Raw genomic sequence first — 17,527 nt, 5'->3', positions numbered from 1 at the left:
GACTGGAACGTCATCTTCCTGCTCCTCGGCATGATGATCATCGTCGGCGTCCTGCGCCGCACCGGCGTCTTCGAGTACGTCGCGATCTGGGCCGCGAAACGGGCCAAGGGCTCCCCACTGCGGATAATGATCCTGCTGACCCTGATCACCGCCGTCGCCTCGGCCTTCCTCGACAACGTGACCACCGTGCTGCTGATCGCACCGGTCACCCTGCTGGTCTGCGACCGGCTCGGCATCAACCCGGTGCCGTTCCTGATCGCCGAGGTCTTTGCCTCCAACATCGGCGGCACCGCCACCCTCATCGGTGACCCACCGAACATCATCATCGCCAGCCGCTCCGGACTCACCTTCAACGACTTCCTGATCCACATGACACCACTGGTCGTCATCACCCTGGCCGTCTTCACGCTGGTGCTGCCGCGGCTGTTCAGGGGTTCGTTCGACGTCGACCCGGACAGGGTCGAGAACGTCCTGCGGCTGAACGAACGGGAGGCGATCCAGGACACCCGATTGCTGATCAAGAGCGGCGTCGTACTACTCGCGGTTCTCGCCGGTTTCGTCGGGCACGCCGTCTTCCACATCGAGCCGGCCATCGTGGCGCTGCTCGGGGCAGGCCTCCTGGTCCTGATCTCCGGCGTGCCGACCAAGGACTACATGAGCAGCGTCGAATGGCAGACCCTGCTGTTCTTCGCCGGCCTGTTCATCATGGTCGGCGCCCTGGTCAAGACCGGCGTCATCGGCAACCTCGCCAGCCAGGTCGGGACCGCGACCGACGGCAGGCCACTGCTGGCCACGATGCTGATCCTGGTCGTCTCCGCCGTCCTGTCCGGCATCGTCGACAACATCCCCTACGTCGCCACGATGAGCCCGATCGTCCACGAACTCACCAAAGGCGTCACCGACCCCGCGCACGCGCACGCCCTGTGGTGGGCCCTGGCCGCAGGCGCCGACTTCGGCGGCAACGCCACCGCGGTCGGCGCCAGCGCCAACGTCGTCGTCATCGGCATCGCACTCCGCGCCGGAAACCCGATCAGCTTCTGGGAATTCACCCGCAAAGGCGCGGTGATCACCGCGATCACCATCCTCGTCGCCGCACCCTACCTCTGGCTGCGCTACTTCGTCCTGTCCTGACCACCCTGGAGCGCCGATGCTGCTGATGTCCGCAGACCACCGGGGTGTCGATCTCGCGCTCGGCGTGGCGACTGCCGGGGCGGGCGTTGGGGTGGGGCTACCGCTCACGCTCGTGATCACCGCGCTGGCGGCGCACTTCATCATGCCCGGACAGCACTGCGGCGACTCCGATCAGCGCCGCCGGCTGACCGCGATGGCCGGCGCGGGTTCAGTGTGACCGGTGCGTTCTTCGGACTCCAAGCGGAGGACGGATGTGACCGCGAAGACCGCGACCGTCAACGCGAAGAACAACGCCATCGCAGCGACGAAGGCGGCTGTTCAATCAGCACCCAAGTCCTGGCTGCTGGTCGCCTCCTGGAGGCGACGCGCGCAAGTACTACGGGTCCGGTCGGCGGGTGACATAGTGCCTCCTGCGAGCCGAAGGAGGCTGAGGTCTTGGACAGCTGGCGGGACAGGGTCCAGTACTGGTTCGACAACACCATGTCGCGGGGGACGCCGGCGCTGATCGGATGGCTGGGGCTGGCATCGGCGCTGCTCGTGGTCGCGGTCTCGGTGCTGGTACTGCTGTTCGCGCCCGGCGATGTCGGCGACCACGGGGGATGGCACGGGCTGCTGTGGATGAGTCTGTTGCGGACGCTGGATCCCGGCACGATGGGCGGCGACCAAGGCGGGCTGGTCTTCCTCGCGCTCATGCTGGCCGTGACGCTGGGCGGCATCTTCATCGTGAGCTCGTTCATCGGCGTCATGACGACCGGGCTGGAGCACAAGATCGCCGTACTGCGCAAAGGCCGATCGCGCATCGTCGAGCGCGACCACACCGTCGTACTCGGCTGGTCGGAACAGATCTTCACCGTGGTCGCCGAACTCGTTCAGGCCAATCAGAGCAACCGCCGGTCCTGCGTCGCGATCCTGGCCGACAAGGACAAGGTCGAGATGGACGACGCCATCCGCGCCCGCGTCCCTGACCTGGGCCGGACCCGGATCGTCTGCCGGTCCGGCAATCCACTGCACCCGGCCGACCTCGACCTGGTCAGTCTGTCGTCGGCCCGCTCGGTCATGGTGCTGCCGTCCGACGGTTCGGACTCCGACATCCACGTCGTCAAGGTCCTGCTGTCCTTGGGCAGTCGAGGAGCGACAGGCGACGGTCCTCACATCGTGGCCGCGGTAGCCGACTCCACGAACCTGCCCGCGGCGCAACTCGCCGGTGGCCGGCGCGCACAACTGGTCCGGGCCGACGAGCTCGCCGTACGGCTGATCGTCAACGCTCACAGGCAATCCGGCTTGTCCGCCGTCTGCGCCGATCTGCTGGCCTTTGCGGGCAACGAGTTCTACCTGCGCCCCGAACCACAACTGACCGGAACTACGTTCGGTACGGCGCTGCATGCCTACGAACTCGGCATACCGATCGGCCTGCGGCACGCCGACGGCACCATCACACTCAACCCGACCACCGACCATCCGATCACCGCCACCGACGAGCTGATCGTCCTGGCCGAGGACGACACCCTCATCCGGCCCGCAGACGCCCTGCCACGCATCATCGAGGCTGCAATCTCCCCACGACCGCGGCACAACCCGGCACCCGAACACACCCTGATGCTCGGCTGGAACCAGCGCGCACCCCAGATCATCGAACTCCTCGACGCCTTCGCCTTCCCGGGATCACACCTCCTCATCGCCTGCCCCGACCTGGTCGACCACCTCATCGGCTCGACGACCAACCTCACCGTCGAGGTGACCGCCGCCGACCCGGTCAACCGCGTCGAACTCGAAGCCCTCGATCCCCGGGCCTGCCAAGCACGTCATCGTCCTCTCGGCCGACGGACTCGGCGCCCAGGAGGCTGACGCGAGAACCCTCATCACCCTGCTGCACCTGCGCGACCTGGCCGAGTCCCTCGACCAGCCGTACTCGATCGTCAGCGAGATCAACGACGACGCCAACCGCGAGATCGCCGAGGTCACCCGCGCCGACGACTTCGTGGTCAGCGAGAAGCTGATCAGCCTCCTGCTCACCCAGCTCACCGAGAACCGCCACCTCGCGGCCGTCTTCGAAGACCTCTTCAACCCCACCGGCGCCGAGATCTACCTCAAACCCGCCCCCGGCTACCTGCTCCCCGGGATACCGGCCAACTTCAGCACCATCGCCGAAGCCGCCGCCCGCCACGGCGAAACCGCCATCGGCTACCGCATCCACGCCGAGTTCTACCAGCCACCGTCGTACGGCGTCGTCCTGAACCCGCCCAAACAGACACCCCTCGCCCTGACCGAGAAAGACCGAGTCATCGTCTTGGCAGAGGACTGACAACAACCCCTTGCCGCCGGTGAATGTTAGTGACTAACATTCACTCGTGGGTACTCGGGCGGAGCGGACGCGGGACCGCCTGCTGACGGCGGCGCTGGAGTTGTTCACCGAGCGCGGGTACGACGCGACGAGTGTGAGCGAGATCGCGGCGCGGGCCGGGGTGACGGAGATGACGTTCTTCCGGCACTTTCCGGGCAAGGCGAGTCTGCTGGTGGACGATCCCTACGATCCGGTGATCGGTGCGGCGGTCCGCCGGCAACCGTCCGGCCATGATCCGATCAGCCGCGCGGCGCGTGGCATCCGTTCAGCGTGGCAGCAGCTCCCGCCGCCGTCGGTGGAGGAGGTGCGGGTCCGGCTTCGCATCGTCGCTCAGACCCCGGCGCTGCGGGCGCGCATCGCCGGCGGGACGGCCGCGACAGAGGCAGTGATCGCCGACGCTCTGACCAGCGGTCCGACCAGCCGGCGGGAAGCGTCGATCGCGGCGGGAGCGGTGATGGGCGCACTCAACACAGCGCTGCTCGAGTGGAGCCTGACCGACGACGATGCACTCGGAGAGGCGATCGAGACCGCATTGGATGTCTTGGAGGGTCGTCGTGGCTGAGCCTGCGGCCGAAGCACGAGATCTGGTCCGGACGTTCGACGACGGCACCGGTGTCCGGGGCGTGGACCTCTGGCTCGCGGCAGGTGAGGTCCATGCGCTGGTCGGGTTGAACGGTGCTGGAAAGACCACACTGATGCGCCTCCTCCTGGGCATGCTCAAGCCGTCCGCCGGCACGATCACCATCGCCGGCCAAAACCTGGATCACACCGACTGGGCGGTGGTCGGGCACCTGGTCGACTACCCGTTGGCCTACCGCGAGCTGACCTGTCGGCAGAACCTCTCCCTCGGCGCCAGGCTGCACGGCATCGCACCGGCCACCATCACGCGCATCGTCGAAGCAGCCATCGCCGAACTCCATCTGACGCAGTACGCCGATCGCCGCGCCGGCAAGCTGTCACTCGGCAACCGGCAACGCCTCGGCCTCGCGTCAGCATTGCAACACGACCCGCGCTTCATCGTGCTGGACGAACCCACCAACACCCTCGACCCGGCCGGCGTGATCCTCCTCCGGGAGGCACTCCTGCGCCGGGCCGGCGCAGGCGCCGCCGTACTGGTCAGCAGCCATCACCTCGACGAGGTCGCACGGATCGCCGACCGCATCTCGGTCCTCAACGCGGGCCGGATCATCGGCACTCTCGATCCACACGGTGTCGACATCGAGCGATCCTTCTTCGATCTCGTCCACAGCGACGACGCAGCGGCATGATCATCGGCCTCGTCACCGAGTTCACCAAACTCGCCCGCGCGACCGTGGTCCGGGTCACCACGGTCCTCATCGTGCTCGGGATCGCGATGATCTGCTCATCGATGCTGCTGGCCGTCCACACCCGGGACCCCCAACTGGCAGCCAAACTCGGACCACTCATCGATCCCGGCGGATGGGCCGGCTACCTCACCGTTGCCATCCAGGTGACCGGCGCAGCAGGCTTCGTGGGGTACGGCGTCGTGCTGAGCTGGCTGTTCAGCCGCGAATTCGCCGACGGCACCATCACCGGGCTGTTCGCCCTCCCGGTCTCGAGGCCCACGATCGCGGCCGCGAAGCTCATCATCTACTTCGCCTGGGGACTCGTCACCGCCACCGCCTTGCTGCTCGCCCTGATCATCCTGGGTCTCGCCAGCGGTCTCGGCCCTGTCCCCGCCGACGTCGTACCGTCGATCGGCCGGCAGTTCGGCCTTTCCGTCTTCAGCGTCGTCATCGCTACCCCGGCGGCGTGGGCAGCCACACTCGGCAGATCGGCGCTCGCGGGAATCGGAACCACCATCAGCATCCTCGTCCTGTCCCAGGTGAGCGTGATCGCCGGCGGCGGCGGCTGGTTTCCGTTCGCAGCGCCCGCCCTGTGGGCCATCAACAGCGACATCACCGTCACGCCCCTCCAACTCGCTCTGGTGATACCGATCGTGGCAGCCGGCGCGGCGCTGACCCTGCTGTCCTGGCGGCGCCTCCAACTCGACCGATAGACGGGGCGCTTCCGGCTCAGAGAGCGCCGAGCGTGTCAGCCAGGGACTCGATGTCGGCGACGGTCAGATCCGGCGGCAGGAAGGCCCGCGGGTACGGCGTGCGCCGCCGATCAAGGTAATAGCCCAGCATCCCGGCACGGCGAGCTCCGTCGATGTCCCACGGGTGCACCGCCACCAGGGCCATCCGGTCCAACTCGACCCCACAGACCTCGGCCGCATACAGGTAGGGCGCCGGATGTGGCTTCCACCGCCCAGGCTTCTCCACATCCAGGCGATGCTCGAGCAACGGCAGCACGCCGGACTCGGCGAACATCCGCTCCGACATGGCCGCCTTGCCGTTGGTCAAGGTGACCAGCCGGAAGCCCAGGTCGCGCAACCTGGTCAGCCCTGGTGTGACGTCAGCATGCACACGTAGTTCGGTGAAACCGGACAGAACGCCGTTGATCGACTCATCGGAGGCGTCAAGCCCTTCGGTCACCAGTAGGTCTCTGAGCAGGTCGGCGCCGATGTCGCGGAACGAGCCATAGGAATCGGCTGCCGTGAGCGCGAAGCCGTCCCTGAGCGTCGAAGCGAACCACGAGTCCAGATCGTGTCCGGGCAAGCCGGCCGCCTCGAACCTCGCCCGTAACGGCTCCATGTCGGACAGAGTCTCGTTGACATCCAGCACCAGAACTTCGGGCCGCTGGTTTGCGCTCATCTCGCCACACCTCTTATCTTGGATTGGTCGTTCCAAGATAAGAGGTGTGGCGTGCCGGATGTCAAACACTTCGACCGCGCGGACGCGCTGGCCACGGTGGAGCGCCTGTTCTGGCGCCAAGGGGCCGCCGCTACCGGCATCCACGGCATCGTGACCGCGACCGGATTGAGCCGGTCCAGCCTTTACAACGCCTTCGGCAGCAAAGAGGAGCTGTACGTCGCGGCCCTGCAGCGGTATCTCGACCAGCGCTCGGGCCCGATGTTCGACCGGCTCGCCGCGGACGATCGTGGACTTCCCGCAATCTCGGCGTTCTTCGACCGGCTGATCCGGCTGCGCTGCACGGGCGAGCATGCCGGCTGGGGATGCCTGATCTCCAACGCGCACACCGAGCAGCCCGGCGACGCCGCCCTGAGGCTGCTCGACCGCCACCACGACGGACTCCGATCCGCTTTCGCCACCGCCCTGGAAGTTGCCTGCAGCAAGGGACAGGTCCATTCCGATCTCGACCCGGCCGGTTCGGCGGAATTCCTCACGCTGCTCGCGTACGGCGTCAATCTCCGGTCCCGCGCAGGTGCCGGTCGCACCGACCTGAACGTGGGTGTCCGATCGGCTCTCCGCTCACTGATCCCCGCCCGAGCCCGACCGAGCGCCCCGATCTGAGCCTCGACGTCGGGAGATCCCATCACCTTGTTGCCCAACGCAACCTGCTGAGGATCACGACCTGTCCCACTGACCCGACATATGCGCAGTAAGGTGGACGGTATGGGTGGCGTCCGGAGGCGATCAGGATCTGTCGAGATGCAGGTCTCCGACGGGGCAATACACGTGACGCTGTCGGAAAGGATCGACTACACCGGCACGGCAGCCCTCCTCATGCGTGCCACCTGTCAGCGGGCGTCGTTCGATTGCACCTCGGTCTCCCCCGCGAGCAGGTCGGCGATGATCTGTGCCGGCTGGTACGGGAAGCAGAAAGACGATCGCGAGCAAGTCGTTGCCGGCTGTTGGTCACCGCGACCGATCCGGCAGTCGCTGACTTCCTCGCCGCCGCCGGAATCGTGGTCGATTCGGCGCCGCCGCAGACCACCACGGACGCGCAGTCGGTCCGAGGAGATCCCAGCCGCGGACCAGGTGATCCATCTAGGCGCCCACCCAACCCGCATCGAAATCCCAGCAGAACGCCCACGACTGGCAGGCTGATCGCGGCAGGTGGGGCCCGCGGAGCGATCGGCCGTCAACGCCGGCCGTCGGCGAGCGCGAGGGCGGCGGGCAGCCCACGCAGCCGCAGCATCGCCACTGTCCCGAGCAATGGCCCGATGGCCAGCGGCACCAATGCGTAACGCCAACCGACGACATCCACGACGAGCGGCACAAGCCGAATGCTGACAATGGTCAGCGTGAACCCGAGCGCGAGTTGCAGGGCAAGCACCGACCCCGCGTACCGCGGCTCGGCCAATTCGGTCACCGCGGCCGAGAATTGCGCGGAGTCGGCGATCACGGCGGCGCCCCAGACGAGCAGCGTCGCCACGAGTACCGGCAGCGCGGCGCCGTAGATCAACGGGCTGACCAGGCAGCAGGCCCCGCTGAGCAACATCGCCGTACTGGTGATCGCCGTACGTCCCAGCCAGTCGGCCATCCTTCCGGCCACGACGGCTCCGAACAGGCCGGCCACCCCGATCACCAGGAACGTCACCGTACCGATCTCGAGCGAGCCGGGGTGGGAACGCGCCTGCGCCGCGGCGAAGAACGCAGACAACCAGCTCCACAGCGCGTACAGCTCCCACATGTGGCCGAGGTAACCCAGCGTGGCTAATCGCAGCGGCCGCTCGCGGGCCAGCGCCCGTGCCGCAGCGCTGACGTCGAGCGGAGGCGTTCGAACGGCCAGCGGTCCGGGGCGCACCGTCCAGACCGACACGGCGGCCAGGACGGCGAGCCCGGACGTGACCGAGATCGTTGCCTGCCAGGGGACGTGGCCGAGACCGCGCACCAGATGCGGCGTCCCCGAGCCGAGCGTCAGCGCGCCCACGACCACCCCGGTCGCCACGCCTCGTCCGCGCTCGAAGTGCGTGGCGACGAGCCGCACCGCCGGGGCGTAGACCCCGGCGAGTGCGACGCCGACCAGGAAGCGGATCGGCAAAGCGAGCGCGAGTCCGTGGGCCAGCAGCAGCCCTAGGTTCGACACGCCGGCCACGACCGCGGATCCGGCGATCAGCCGGCGTGCCTGCATCCGGTCGGGCAGGTTGAGCACCGCCGCGCCCACGCTACCGGTCACGAAGCCGATTTGGACGACGATGACCAGCCAGGCGGCGTCGGTCGACGTCAGGTCCCAATCGTCCTCGAGAGCCGGCGCGATCGCTGTCGCGCTGAACCAGGACGCGTTCGCCAGCACGGCAGCCATGGCCACGAGGACCAGAGCGCGGCGTCGCTCATGGTCGGACACGTCAGGCCTCGTGCGCCTTCAGGTAGCGGAGGAACCCGACAACGTCGTCCGCGACCAGCCGGCCGATCGCCTCGCTGGAATACACCGCCGTGATGACCTTCCCCTGGGGATCGAGGACGAAGCCGGACGACTGCAGGTAACTGCGATCGGCACTGACGTAGGCGCCGGTTGCCTCTGACACCTTGTCCACGTCGGCGCTGTGTGCGACGGGAAACTTCAGCTTGTGCTTCTCGACGAGATTGACGCTGGTCGACTCGTCGTCGACCGACAGCGCGACAACCTTCGCGTCCAGCTCGGCGAGCGTCTCCGACGCGCGCGAGAACGCGGCGAGCTGAGCGTTGCAGTACGGACACCACGATCCGCGGTAGATCAGGACGATGCCGAACGAGCCGGCGAGATCATCCGGGAGGGCGATGGAGCCGCCGCCCACCGCAGGAAGCGACAGGGACGGAAACTGCTCCCCGTTGTGCAGACGAGACATGGGTTCCTCTCCGAAACTCCGATGAAGTGGACTGATTGGTCCACCATGACGGAAGCTAACTGGACTAGCAAGTCCAATTGGGTGTACGCTTCAGAGATGCCGACCAAGCTCCGCACCGATCCCCCGCGCCTCACCACACGTGGCGCCGTGACCCGAGCGCGCATCGTCGCGGGCGCGGCGGAACTCGTCTACGCGCGAGGAATTGCCGGCACCAGCCTCGACGACATCATGGCGGCCACCGGCACGAGCAAGTCGCAGCTCTACCACTACTTCGCCGACAAGGACGCGCTCGTTCTGGAGGTGATCCGCAGCCAGCTCGCGAAGGTCATCGCCGGGCAGGAAACACAATTGCGCGAGCTGCGCTCGTGGGACGGTCTGCAGCGATGGCGTGACCACGTCGTCGAGGCGACCCGCGCCACAGGAGGTGTCGGCGGGTGCCCGCTCGGCTCGCTGTCGAGCCAGGTTGCCGACCGATCAGAGTCGGCTCGTCGAGTGCTGGCCGACTGCTTCGCCGAATGGGAGGGGTACCTGTGCGACGGGTTCACCGCGATGCGCGCCAACGGTGACCTGTCCGCGGACGCCGACCCGCGACTGCTCGCAACCTCGGTGATGGCCGCGCTCCAGGGCGGGCTACTGCTGTCCCAGGCCACTCACGGGGTCCAGCCACTCGAGCTGGCCCTGGACATGGCGCTGGGACATATCCGCAGCTACCGACCTAGGGGCAACTGAGCCACGGTACCGCCCGCCACCTCCCTGCCACGCCGGCACCCGCGGCCGCCCAAACGCACACACGACGCCGGCTATCGGCACTCAGAGCAGGCGCCTAGGCCTTTCGCACCTGGCAGCACCGGACCCATCCGGGAGGAAGGGCCCGACGCCGACTGGCGGGCGTGTGGGTCAGGCCTGTCCGATGTGCTCGGCGTGGAAGCGGGCGATGTTGTCGGCGATGTAGTCGACGTGGTCTTCCACCGCGAAGTGGCCTGCTTCGAGGCGGTGCATCTCCGCGTCCGGCAGGTCACGGAGGTAGGCATCGCCACCTTCGGGCGTGAAGAAGATGTCTCCCTGGCCCCAGAAGATGATTGTCCTCGGCTGGTGTTTACGCATGAACGCCTGCCAGGTCTCATACAGCGGTGGGTTGGTTTTGTAATCCTCCAGTAGGTCCAGTTGAACGTCGCGGCGACCGGCGCGGTCGAGGAACGCGACATCCATCGTCCAGTTGTCCGGGGAGATGAGGTCGGGGTTCTTGTGGCCCGCGAGGTAGATCGACTTGACGCCGTCGATCTCCAGGAACGGCGCCAGGGCTGCCTCGGTCTCCGGATTGCGATCGAGCCACAGCTTGAAGCGGATGCCGTCCCAGGCTTCGGTGAAGCCTTCCTGGTAGGCGTTGGAGTTCTGCACGATCTGCCACTGCAGCCAGTCGGGGTGGCGGCCGACGATCCGGTTGCCGATGGGGCCGCCGTAGTCCTGGTGGTAAAGGCCGAACGAGGTGAAGCCGATCTCAGCCAACCACTGCTCGACGACATCGGAGAGGTGGTCGAAGGTGTAAGCGAAGTCGTCAGGGCTCTCGGTGTGGCCGAAACCGGGATAGTCGGGCGAGACGACGTGGAAGCCGCGGTCGGCGAGGGCCGGCAAGAGGTTACGCCATTGATGTGAGGAAGACGGAAAGCCCCCCAGAAGAACAAGCTTCGGTGCGCCGGGCTCACCGGCTTCGCGGTAGAAGACCCGGTGGCCGGCCACGTCGAGGGTGTGGAAGGTGACGGTCATGTCAGTTCGCTCCTTGGTGTGTTTGGGTTGTACTCACGCCCGCCTTGGCGTCCGAGCGGCCCGTGAGGTGCCAGCCAACGGGTCGCCGCGCGCCCGGGGCCTCGGCGGCCTGAAGTCGCAACACACGGCCGGCCACGAGATGGCGAGGAAGAAAGTGGACGCGGCGGCCGGTGCGGTCGTCGTCGCCAGGGGCACCCTGGCGAGTCCATTCGAGGGCGCCTAGGCCAGACAGGTGCAGGGTGTGTCCGGTGGTGAAGTCACAGACGAGCAGGGCCGCGGTGGCATCGATCCGAAGGTTGCCAAGAGTGTTGAACATGTCGTTGCCCGAGTAGTCAGGCCACCACAGTCGTCCGTCCTCGACTCGTACGTATCCGGGCGGTCCGCCACGGTGGGAGGCATCGTTGCCGCGCGTGGGGTGGGTGGTGCCGATCAGAAAGGTGTCGGACCGACGGATCAGATCGATGTCGCTGTCGTTGAGGGTGTCGGCGCACCGTACCGGCTCCCCGCGAGGCGTGCCCGACGGTGTGGCGCGCAGATGCCGGCTATGGATGTACTGCGGGCAGTTGCCGTACACCTGCTCCACGTCGATGCGCAGGCCGTTGCTCCCGGTGGCCGAGAGGGTGCCGTTGATCCGCAGACGGCGGCGGGTCGCGAACTCGACCACAAGTAGCCCGACAGGCTGGGCTGCCGGCAGGTGATGCAGCGGACCGCCCTCCACGGGCAGCGCTCGCATATTGAGGCCGCCTGGTCCGATGACCTCCAGGAAGCCGGGAGGCCCGGTGAGAGGGGAGATCCACAGGGTGCCGTCCAGGTCTCGGGCGGTGATCGCGGCGAAGGTCCGCTCGGCCAGGAACCGGGACACGCCGCTTCGCAGCTGGGTGGGGTCCAGCATGCCCTCGAGTCGGGCCGCATCCCTGGCGAAGCCTGCCTGGCGCTGGACGCCAGCTCACCCTCGTGGAAGCCCTTAGGCGTTGTGTGCGCCGGATCGATCATGCTTCTTCCTTCGTTCCTGGTTCTGACGCTTGCGTTAATCGGTAACCGTTAGAAGCATGCAGCTCCCTGCAACGATTGTCAACGGATAGACTGGCCTGCAACCGTCAGAGGTGAGGTAGTGTCGGCGGTATGGACACGAACGCACCCCTGCTGGGCGAGCCACTCCCCGTGGAGCTGATGAACACCATCTGGGCCGACCGGGACGGCGTGTACGACGCGCTACGAGACGCCGACGGCACCCGGGCCTGGATGCGCGCAGTCTCTGACCGGACGGACCTGATGGCCCCGTCCGACCTCGATACGTTCGCCACGTCCGACCTCGACCGCCTCGGCAACCACCTCATCGGCCTACGCAACGCATTGCGCCGCCTCGCTGCGGAGGCCACCGAGGACCCCCGCCCATCAGCCGCGTCTCACATCCGCGAACTCGAGGACGCCGTGACCGCGCTCAACCAGGCCGCAGGCGACACCCCACACTGGTCAGCCCTGTCCTGGACGCCTGGCCAGGCACCCTCACGTCACGCCCGGACCAGCGGGCAGGCAGCCTCCGCCGCCGTCTCCGCGATCGCCGAGGAATCGATCGCGCTCTTCAGCCAGGACGCCCGCAATCAGCTACGTGCGTGCCTGGCGCCAGGATGCGTCCTGTACTTCCTGAAGAACCACCCACGCAGGGAATGGTGCTCTGCGAGCTGCGGCAACCGCGCACGGTCCGCCCGTCACTACCAGCGCCACCGCCGCCCAACAACCTGACCCACTCCACCGGCATCATCCTGCGAGTGATCAGTGCCGGTCCGTCGCGCCGTCTTACCGACGGGGTCGCTATCTCGTTCCTGGACGATCGAGATCGCACCCCGCGCCGGTCAGGTGATGTGAAGCCCCGAGTGCGCAGCGCCCGAGGTGAGAGCGACCACGACCTACATGTCAGTCACTAACTGAACGCCGGGTCGAGGTTTGCCCGGCGGGGACCGTGCACCGGCGCCGTCGGTCTTCGGGCGGTGCAGACTGAGCGGATGCTGCACTTCAGGATTTGGTCGCCCGCGGCGAAGAGCGAGGCCGTGATCAAGACCCTGTCAGATGACCCAGCGGTGAGCAGCCTCGCGGTGTTGCGCGAAGCGTCTGCTCTTCCGCCCGGTGATCTCGTCCTTGCCGATGTTGCCAGGGAGGCCGCGAATGACGTCGTCGACCGCCTGCAAGCACTCGACGTTCATCACGACGGAAGCATAGACATCGAGCAGGTGCGGACCTGGATGTCGCGGCGCGGCCTCGACGCGGAACGGCAGGCACCCGGCAGTAGCGCGGACTCGGTGGTGTGGGCAGACGTGACGCACCAGGCGTACGCGGAGTCGGAGTTGAACTGGACCTACGTGAGCTTCATGACCATGGCCACGTTGATCGCAGGTATCGCCATCGTCCTGGATTCACAGATCCTGGTCATCGGTGCGATGGTGCTCGGTCCGGAGTTCGCCGCGGTCGCAGCCGTGGGACTGGCCTTGGTACGGCGTCGTTGGAATCTGATGGCTCTTGCGGTGCGAACCCTGGTCATCGGGTTTGTCATCGCGATTCTTGCGACGACAGTGGCAGCGTTGGTCGGCCGGGCTCTTGGCTGGGTGACGATTGACGACTTGACGGCGCCCAGACCGGACACGGCGTTCATCTACGAGCCGGACAAATGGTCGTTCATCGTCGCCGTCATCGCCGGCGCAGCAGGTGTGCTGTCGCTGACGTCGGCTCGCGTTGGCGGCCTGTCCGGAGTCTTCATCTCAGTCACCACCGTCCCCGCAGCCGGAAACGTCGCCCTCGGACTTGCCTTCGGCCTCGGCCATGAGGTCTGGGGCAGCAGCCTGCAGTTGATTGTGAACCTGTCCGGCATGGCGACGGCCGGCTGGGTCGCACTTGCGTTCCAGCAGGCCGTCTGGTCACGGGTGTCAGCACGGCGGGCCCGACTCGTTGAGCGGCTACGAAAGAGCGGACGCGGACCTGACGAATCCGCGTAGCGACATATCCGGCCGCGATGTCGAGGGGTCCGCGGTACGCCGGTCCTTGGCTGCTTGATTGCGTGCGATCTGTACTCCGGTCCGATTCCGCGGAGTCAGCCCGCCAGCATCCGCTCGAGTTCCAGCGGATCACTCAGGTAGACCTTGCCCGCTGCCTCCGAGGCGTCGTCCGGCCACACGACGGCATCGCGCGAAGCGATGGCAGCCACAACTCGCCGCGCAACGTCGGCCGGGTCGGCCTTCTCTGCGTCCACTCCGGCAAGCATCTCGGTGTCGATGCCGCCCGGATACGCCCCGATCACCTCGATCCCGCGATCGCGGACCTCGGCACGCAGTGCCTGGGTGAACGAATGTGCCGCAGCCTTCGAGGCGGAGTATCCAGCCATCGGACCGACCGGCGCCAGGGCAACCAGCGTGAGAATGTTGACGATCGCGGCCGGCCCGTTGGCTTCCAGCACCGGAACGAACGCGCGAGTGAGGCGGACCGTGCCGAGGTAGTTGGTGTGCAGATCGCGCGCGAACAGTTCGAGGTCACCTTCGAGCGCGCTGCCGAAGCCCAGGACGCCCGCGTTGTTGATGAGCAGATCGACATCCGGCGCCGCCTGCACAGCTGCAGCGATGCTGTCCTGCTCCGTCACGTCGAGCACGAGGACATGAACTCGAGGATCGGCCGCCACCACTGGGTCGACCGACTGCCGGTGCCGCGCGGTGAGGTACACCTTCGTGGCCCCGCCACTGAGCAACTCGGACACGAGATGACCGCCGAGGCCCCGGTTGCCACCGGTAACCAGAGCGGTGCTACCCGAAATATTCATGGAGATCCCTTCGAGGAAAGCGGACTGGTCTCCGACTGTAGGTCGCAGGCACTGCGCGTTTCCATGCTCGAAACTCGCACCTTCTTGCTCATCAGTCTCAGATCACAGCTGCAATGCCAGGTTTGGATACTCTGACAAAATGGATCTGCTGGCGGAGATGCTGGCTGTCGCCGGCGTGCGTGGCTCCGTTGCCGCGACAGTTCACGCGGGCGAGCCTTGGGGTCTGTCTCTGGATCAGGTCCCCGGTGCGGCCTTCCACGCGCTCGCGGCCGGCACCGCCTGGCTGCAGATCGCGGGTCGAGAGCCACTGCGGCTGATGCCAGGAGACATCGTGCTCCTCCCGACCGGCTCTCGGCACGCCCTCTCGAGCCACGCAGACGTGCCCTTGGAGCCGTTCGACCATGCAGCCGCACAGCGGGCATCGGCAGCCGGTGGGATTCTCGATGTCGGCAGCCGACCGGGTACGACGCGGATTCTCTGCGCGTCGTACCGCCATGATCCCGCGGTCGCAACGCCACTGCTCTCGCTGCTGCCAGCAGTCATGCACGTACCCGCTGGCTCGGGTGGTGGCGCGCTGGACGACACCCTCCGGTTGCTCGCCAGCGAGCTCGCCAGGCCGGGCTTGGCATCGGCCATCGTCCTCGACCGGTTGGTCGACCTCCTGCTGATCCAGCTGCTCCGTGCCTGGGTGAGTATGGACTCGCCGGGACCGCCAGTCTCATGGCTACGAGCGCTCGGTGATCCGGTGATCGGGTCCGCGTTGGCAGCGCTTCACTCCGATCCCGCACACCCCTGGACCATCGAGTCACTGGCAGACGCCGCCTCGGTCTCTCGTGCCACGCTGGCCCGCCGATTCCCAGCCGTCGTCGGAGAGACGCCATCGGCGTACTTGACTCGCTGGCGGATGGACCTGGCAGCCATCCGCCTCCGCGACACGGATGATCCGATCGACGTCGTGGCGCGTTCGGTGGGTTACACCTCGGAGTACGCCTTCTCCCGAGCGTTCTCCCGTGCCCGCGCGCTGCCACCGGGGCGGTTCCGGCAGCGCTCCCGACGGCAAGTGAGCTGTACGGATAACAATCCGAGATGACCACGCATCGTCCGAAAGGAGCCGGTCGGATCCCGCCACCAACATCGGCGTCGTGAACCTCCCCCGTCACGGTGCGCTCGCGACAGCTTCCCGAAAATGCCTCTGCAAACGTGAGGATGAAGCGAGCTGGTCAATGGGCCTGACGAATTCAGCACCATGCCGCAAGACATCTCCTTGAAAGGCTTGTGTTCGCCGCAACAACTGCTCTGTTCCGGCCGGAGACCGCGTTGGACCAGGGCCCTTGTAGAACAGACGCTTGTGCGAGGTCGACCCGAACCTACTCTCACTCTCCGTGCAAGTCGGAGCCACAGGGAACGACCTCTTACATTTCACGAACAATGATCATCGCAGCTGGATGGCTAACGGAACGCTTACCTCGACCACGAGTTGGCTGCCGGGGCAGAGAAAGGCACCTAGTGTCGACGACGTCCAGCAATTCCCGTGAGAGGAAGACCAATGTCAGTCAAGTCTGTGCGGACTCTTGCGCCCGCTCTGGCCGCATTTGCCATCGGGTCGGTGGCAGGAATCTCCCCGGCAAGTGCGGCGGGTCCGGGAGACAGCGGGAGCACCGTTGCCGGGCACGTTTACGAGACGACGAACGCCGCGGCCGGCAACGCCGTCCAGGTCTTCGACAGGCTGCGCGACGGCCGGCTCCGGGCCGGTGCGACCATCGCGACTGGCGGCCGAGGCCTCGGTGCGTCGCTTGCGTCACAGGGCGGACTCGTGCGGGACGGCAACCTGCTCTTCGCAGTCAACGCCGGCGACAACACAGTCTCGACGCTCGCCATCACAGACCACGGTCTCGTGCGGCGCGACGTCGCCCCGAGTGGTGGCACCCGGCCGGTCAGCATCACCGTGCACCACGGAATTGTCTACGTACTCAACCAGGGCAGTGAAACCATCAGCGGACTCCGCGTCACCCACGAGGGCCGGCTTCAGGCACTGCCCCACTCGACCCGATCTCTGAGCAACTCGTCCACCGGCGCGACCGCGGCCGCAGAGGTCTCGTTCAGCCCCGACGGACGGACCCTTGTCGTGACTCACAAGGGCGACCAAACCATCGATACCTTCGCAGTCGTCGGCGACTATGCCGGTCGCGCCGTTGCCCACCCCTCATCCGGCACGACACCCTACGGATTTGCCTTCGACCGACGCGGTCACGCGATCATCTCCGAGGCCGACGCCAGCGCTGTCTCGTCGTACCTGGTGCGCGGTGATCGGCTGCGGAACATCACGGCCTCGCTGAGCGACCACCAGGCAGCTGCGTGCTGGCTGGTGGTCACCGACGACGGCCACTACGCATACACCGTCAACGCGGCCAGCTCGTCGATCTCGTCGTACCGGATCGGCAGTGGAGGGCAACTGCGGCTCGTAGCCTCCGTGGCCGCCACCACCAACGGCGGGGGTACGGACGCCGCCCTGAGCGCAGACAACGACGAGCTCTACGTCCGCCTCGCCAACGGCAGTGTGGCCTCGTACGCCGTCGGCCACGACGGCTCCCTCACACCGCAACAGGACACCAAGGGTGCGACCGCCATCGGTGCCGCGGGGCTTGCCACAGACTGACCGCTCTTCGTCCAGCGTGACTCACCAAGCAGACCGATCGACCCTCCGTCGATCGGTCTGCTGCGAAGGTGGGTCAGCTCGCAACGCTCCGGCGCACCGCCTCGACGAATCCGGGATTCGACCGCCCGCCACTCCGAGAATGGGCTGATGCCGTGGACAACCAACACCCCGACCAGCAGCCACCAAGCGCCTCCGCGG

Annotated in this window: 19 protein-coding genes; 13 read left to right on the top strand and 6 right to left on the bottom strand. The window is 66.9% G+C overall.

All coding sequences use genetic code 11. The features are described from left to right. From ACZ6O0_RS43210 to ACZ6O0_RS43180, 7 genes are all read left to right on the top strand, one after another. Positions 1-1,131 (top strand): ArsB/NhaD family transporter (locus tag ACZ6O0_RS43210; RefSeq protein ID WP_465770928.1); only part of this gene is annotated, 1,131 nt, incomplete at its 5' end. A 16-nt stretch (positions 1,132-1,147) separates the two neighbouring features. Further along, positions 1,148-1,348, top strand: a complete 201-nt coding sequence (locus ACZ6O0_RS43205) for a hypothetical protein (protein ID WP_465770927.1) — start codon at positions 1,148-1,150, stop codon at positions 1,346-1,348. A gap of 218 nt (positions 1,349-1,566) precedes the next feature. Next, positions 1,567-2,976: a CASTOR/POLLUX-related putative ion channel gene (locus ACZ6O0_RS43200; RefSeq protein ID WP_465770926.1), complete on the top strand. Its 1,410-nt coding sequence runs from the start codon at positions 1,567-1,569 to the stop codon at positions 2,974-2,976. 133 nt (positions 2,977-3,109) lie between these two features. Further along, positions 3,110-3,433, top strand: a complete 324-nt coding sequence (locus ACZ6O0_RS43195; protein WP_465770925.1) for a hypothetical protein — start codon at positions 3,110-3,112, stop codon at positions 3,431-3,433. A gap of 46 nt (positions 3,434-3,479) precedes the next feature. Continuing rightward, positions 3,480-4,034 carry a TetR/AcrR family transcriptional regulator gene (locus ACZ6O0_RS43190; RefSeq protein WP_465770924.1) on the top strand — a complete coding sequence of 185 codons (555 nt, stop codon included), beginning with the start codon at positions 3,480-3,482 and terminating at the stop codon, positions 4,032-4,034. Continuing rightward, the gene (locus ACZ6O0_RS43185) at positions 4,027-4,740 is read left to right on the top strand and encodes an ABC transporter ATP-binding protein (RefSeq protein ID WP_465770923.1); all 714 of its coding nucleotides are present in this window, start codon (positions 4,027-4,029) and stop codon (positions 4,738-4,740) included. The genes ACZ6O0_RS43190 and ACZ6O0_RS43185 overlap by 8 nt, the downstream gene beginning before the upstream one ends. Further along, positions 4,737-5,492 (top strand): ABC transporter permease, encoded by a 756-nt coding sequence (locus ACZ6O0_RS43180; protein ID WP_465770922.1) that lies wholly within the window; start codon positions 4,737-4,739, stop codon positions 5,490-5,492. Before ACZ6O0_RS43185 ends, ACZ6O0_RS43180 begins: the two co-directional genes overlap by 4 nt. Positions 5,493-5,508: 16 nt before the next feature. Here the strand turns inward: ACZ6O0_RS43180 and ACZ6O0_RS43175 are convergent, their stop codons facing one another. Then, a complete protein-coding gene (locus tag ACZ6O0_RS43175; protein WP_465770921.1) occupies positions 5,509-6,189 on the bottom strand; it encodes a haloacid dehalogenase type II in 681 nt (226 codons plus the stop codon). A gap of 51 nt (positions 6,190-6,240) precedes the next feature. Between ACZ6O0_RS43175 and ACZ6O0_RS43170 the strand changes: the two genes are divergently transcribed. Beyond that, a complete protein-coding gene (locus ACZ6O0_RS43170; RefSeq protein ID WP_465770920.1) occupies positions 6,241-6,849 on the top strand; it encodes a TetR/AcrR family transcriptional regulator in 609 nt (202 codons plus the stop codon). A 571-nt stretch (positions 6,850-7,420) separates the two neighbouring features. Here the strand turns inward: ACZ6O0_RS43170 and ACZ6O0_RS43165 are convergent. Both ACZ6O0_RS43165 and ACZ6O0_RS43160 read right to left on the bottom strand, forming a co-directional pair. Further along, the gene (locus tag ACZ6O0_RS43165; RefSeq protein ID WP_465770919.1) at positions 7,421-8,626 is read right to left on the bottom strand and encodes an MFS transporter; all 1,206 of its coding nucleotides are present in this window, start codon (positions 8,624-8,626) and stop codon (positions 7,421-7,423) included. A gap of 1 nt (position 8,627) precedes the next feature. Next, positions 8,628-9,107 carry a peroxiredoxin family protein gene (locus ACZ6O0_RS43160; protein ID WP_465770918.1) on the bottom strand — a complete coding sequence of 160 codons (480 nt, stop codon included), beginning with the start codon at positions 9,105-9,107 and terminating at the stop codon, positions 8,628-8,630. A 96-nt stretch (positions 9,108-9,203) separates the two neighbouring features. Here ACZ6O0_RS43160 and ACZ6O0_RS43155 point away from each other — a divergent pair, with 96 nt between their 5' ends. Then, entirely contained in the window at positions 9,204-9,836 is a 633-nt protein-coding gene (locus ACZ6O0_RS43155; RefSeq protein WP_465770917.1) for a TetR/AcrR family transcriptional regulator, read from the top strand. Between the two features lie 168 nt (positions 9,837-10,004). On the opposite strand, the gene ACZ6O0_RS43150 is transcribed toward ACZ6O0_RS43155, so the two are convergent. Continuing rightward, positions 10,005-10,871 carry an alpha/beta fold hydrolase gene (locus ACZ6O0_RS43150; RefSeq protein ID WP_465770916.1) on the bottom strand — a complete coding sequence of 289 codons (867 nt, stop codon included), beginning with the start codon at positions 10,869-10,871 and terminating at the stop codon, positions 10,005-10,007. Between the two features lies 1 nt (position 10,872). Continuing rightward, positions 10,873-11,763 (bottom strand): pyridoxamine 5'-phosphate oxidase family protein, encoded by an 891-nt coding sequence (locus ACZ6O0_RS43145; RefSeq protein WP_465770915.1) that lies wholly within the window; start codon positions 11,761-11,763, stop codon positions 10,873-10,875. 230 nt (positions 11,764-11,993) lie between these two features. Here ACZ6O0_RS43145 and ACZ6O0_RS43140 point away from each other — a divergent pair, with 230 nt between their 5' ends. Together ACZ6O0_RS43140 and ACZ6O0_RS43135 are read left to right on the top strand one after the other, a co-directional pair. Then, complete coding sequence (locus tag ACZ6O0_RS43140) at positions 11,994-12,614, top strand: CGNR zinc finger domain-containing protein (RefSeq protein WP_465770914.1); 621 nt, start codon at positions 11,994-11,996, stop codon at positions 12,612-12,614. Between the two features lie 260 nt (positions 12,615-12,874). Further along, positions 12,875-13,858, top strand: coding sequence for a DUF389 domain-containing protein (locus tag ACZ6O0_RS43135; protein ID WP_465770912.1), 984 nt, complete (start codon positions 12,875-12,877; stop codon positions 13,856-13,858). Between the two features lie 95 nt (positions 13,859-13,953). Here ACZ6O0_RS43135 and ACZ6O0_RS43130 read toward each other — a convergent pair whose 3' ends face one another. Next, positions 13,954-14,673, bottom strand: coding sequence for an SDR family NAD(P)-dependent oxidoreductase (locus tag ACZ6O0_RS43130; RefSeq protein ID WP_465770911.1), 720 nt, complete (start codon positions 14,671-14,673; stop codon positions 13,954-13,956). Positions 14,674-14,812: 139 nt separating this feature from the next. Between ACZ6O0_RS43130 and ACZ6O0_RS43125 the strand changes: the two genes are divergently transcribed. Together ACZ6O0_RS43125 and ACZ6O0_RS43120 are read left to right on the top strand one after the other, a co-directional pair. After that, positions 14,813-15,763: an AraC family transcriptional regulator gene (locus tag ACZ6O0_RS43125; RefSeq protein WP_465770910.1), complete on the top strand. Its 951-nt coding sequence runs from the start codon at positions 14,813-14,815 to the stop codon at positions 15,761-15,763. A gap of 456 nt (positions 15,764-16,219) precedes the next feature. After that, positions 16,220-17,329 carry a lactonase family protein gene (locus ACZ6O0_RS43120; RefSeq protein WP_465770909.1) on the top strand — a complete coding sequence of 370 codons (1,110 nt, stop codon included), beginning with the start codon at positions 16,220-16,222 and terminating at the stop codon, positions 17,327-17,329. Positions 17,330-17,527: the final 198 nt, after the last annotated feature.

The organism is Kribbella sp. NPDC048837 (assembly GCF_055586945.1).
This window is presented reverse-complemented; position numbering and strand designations above follow the sequence as displayed.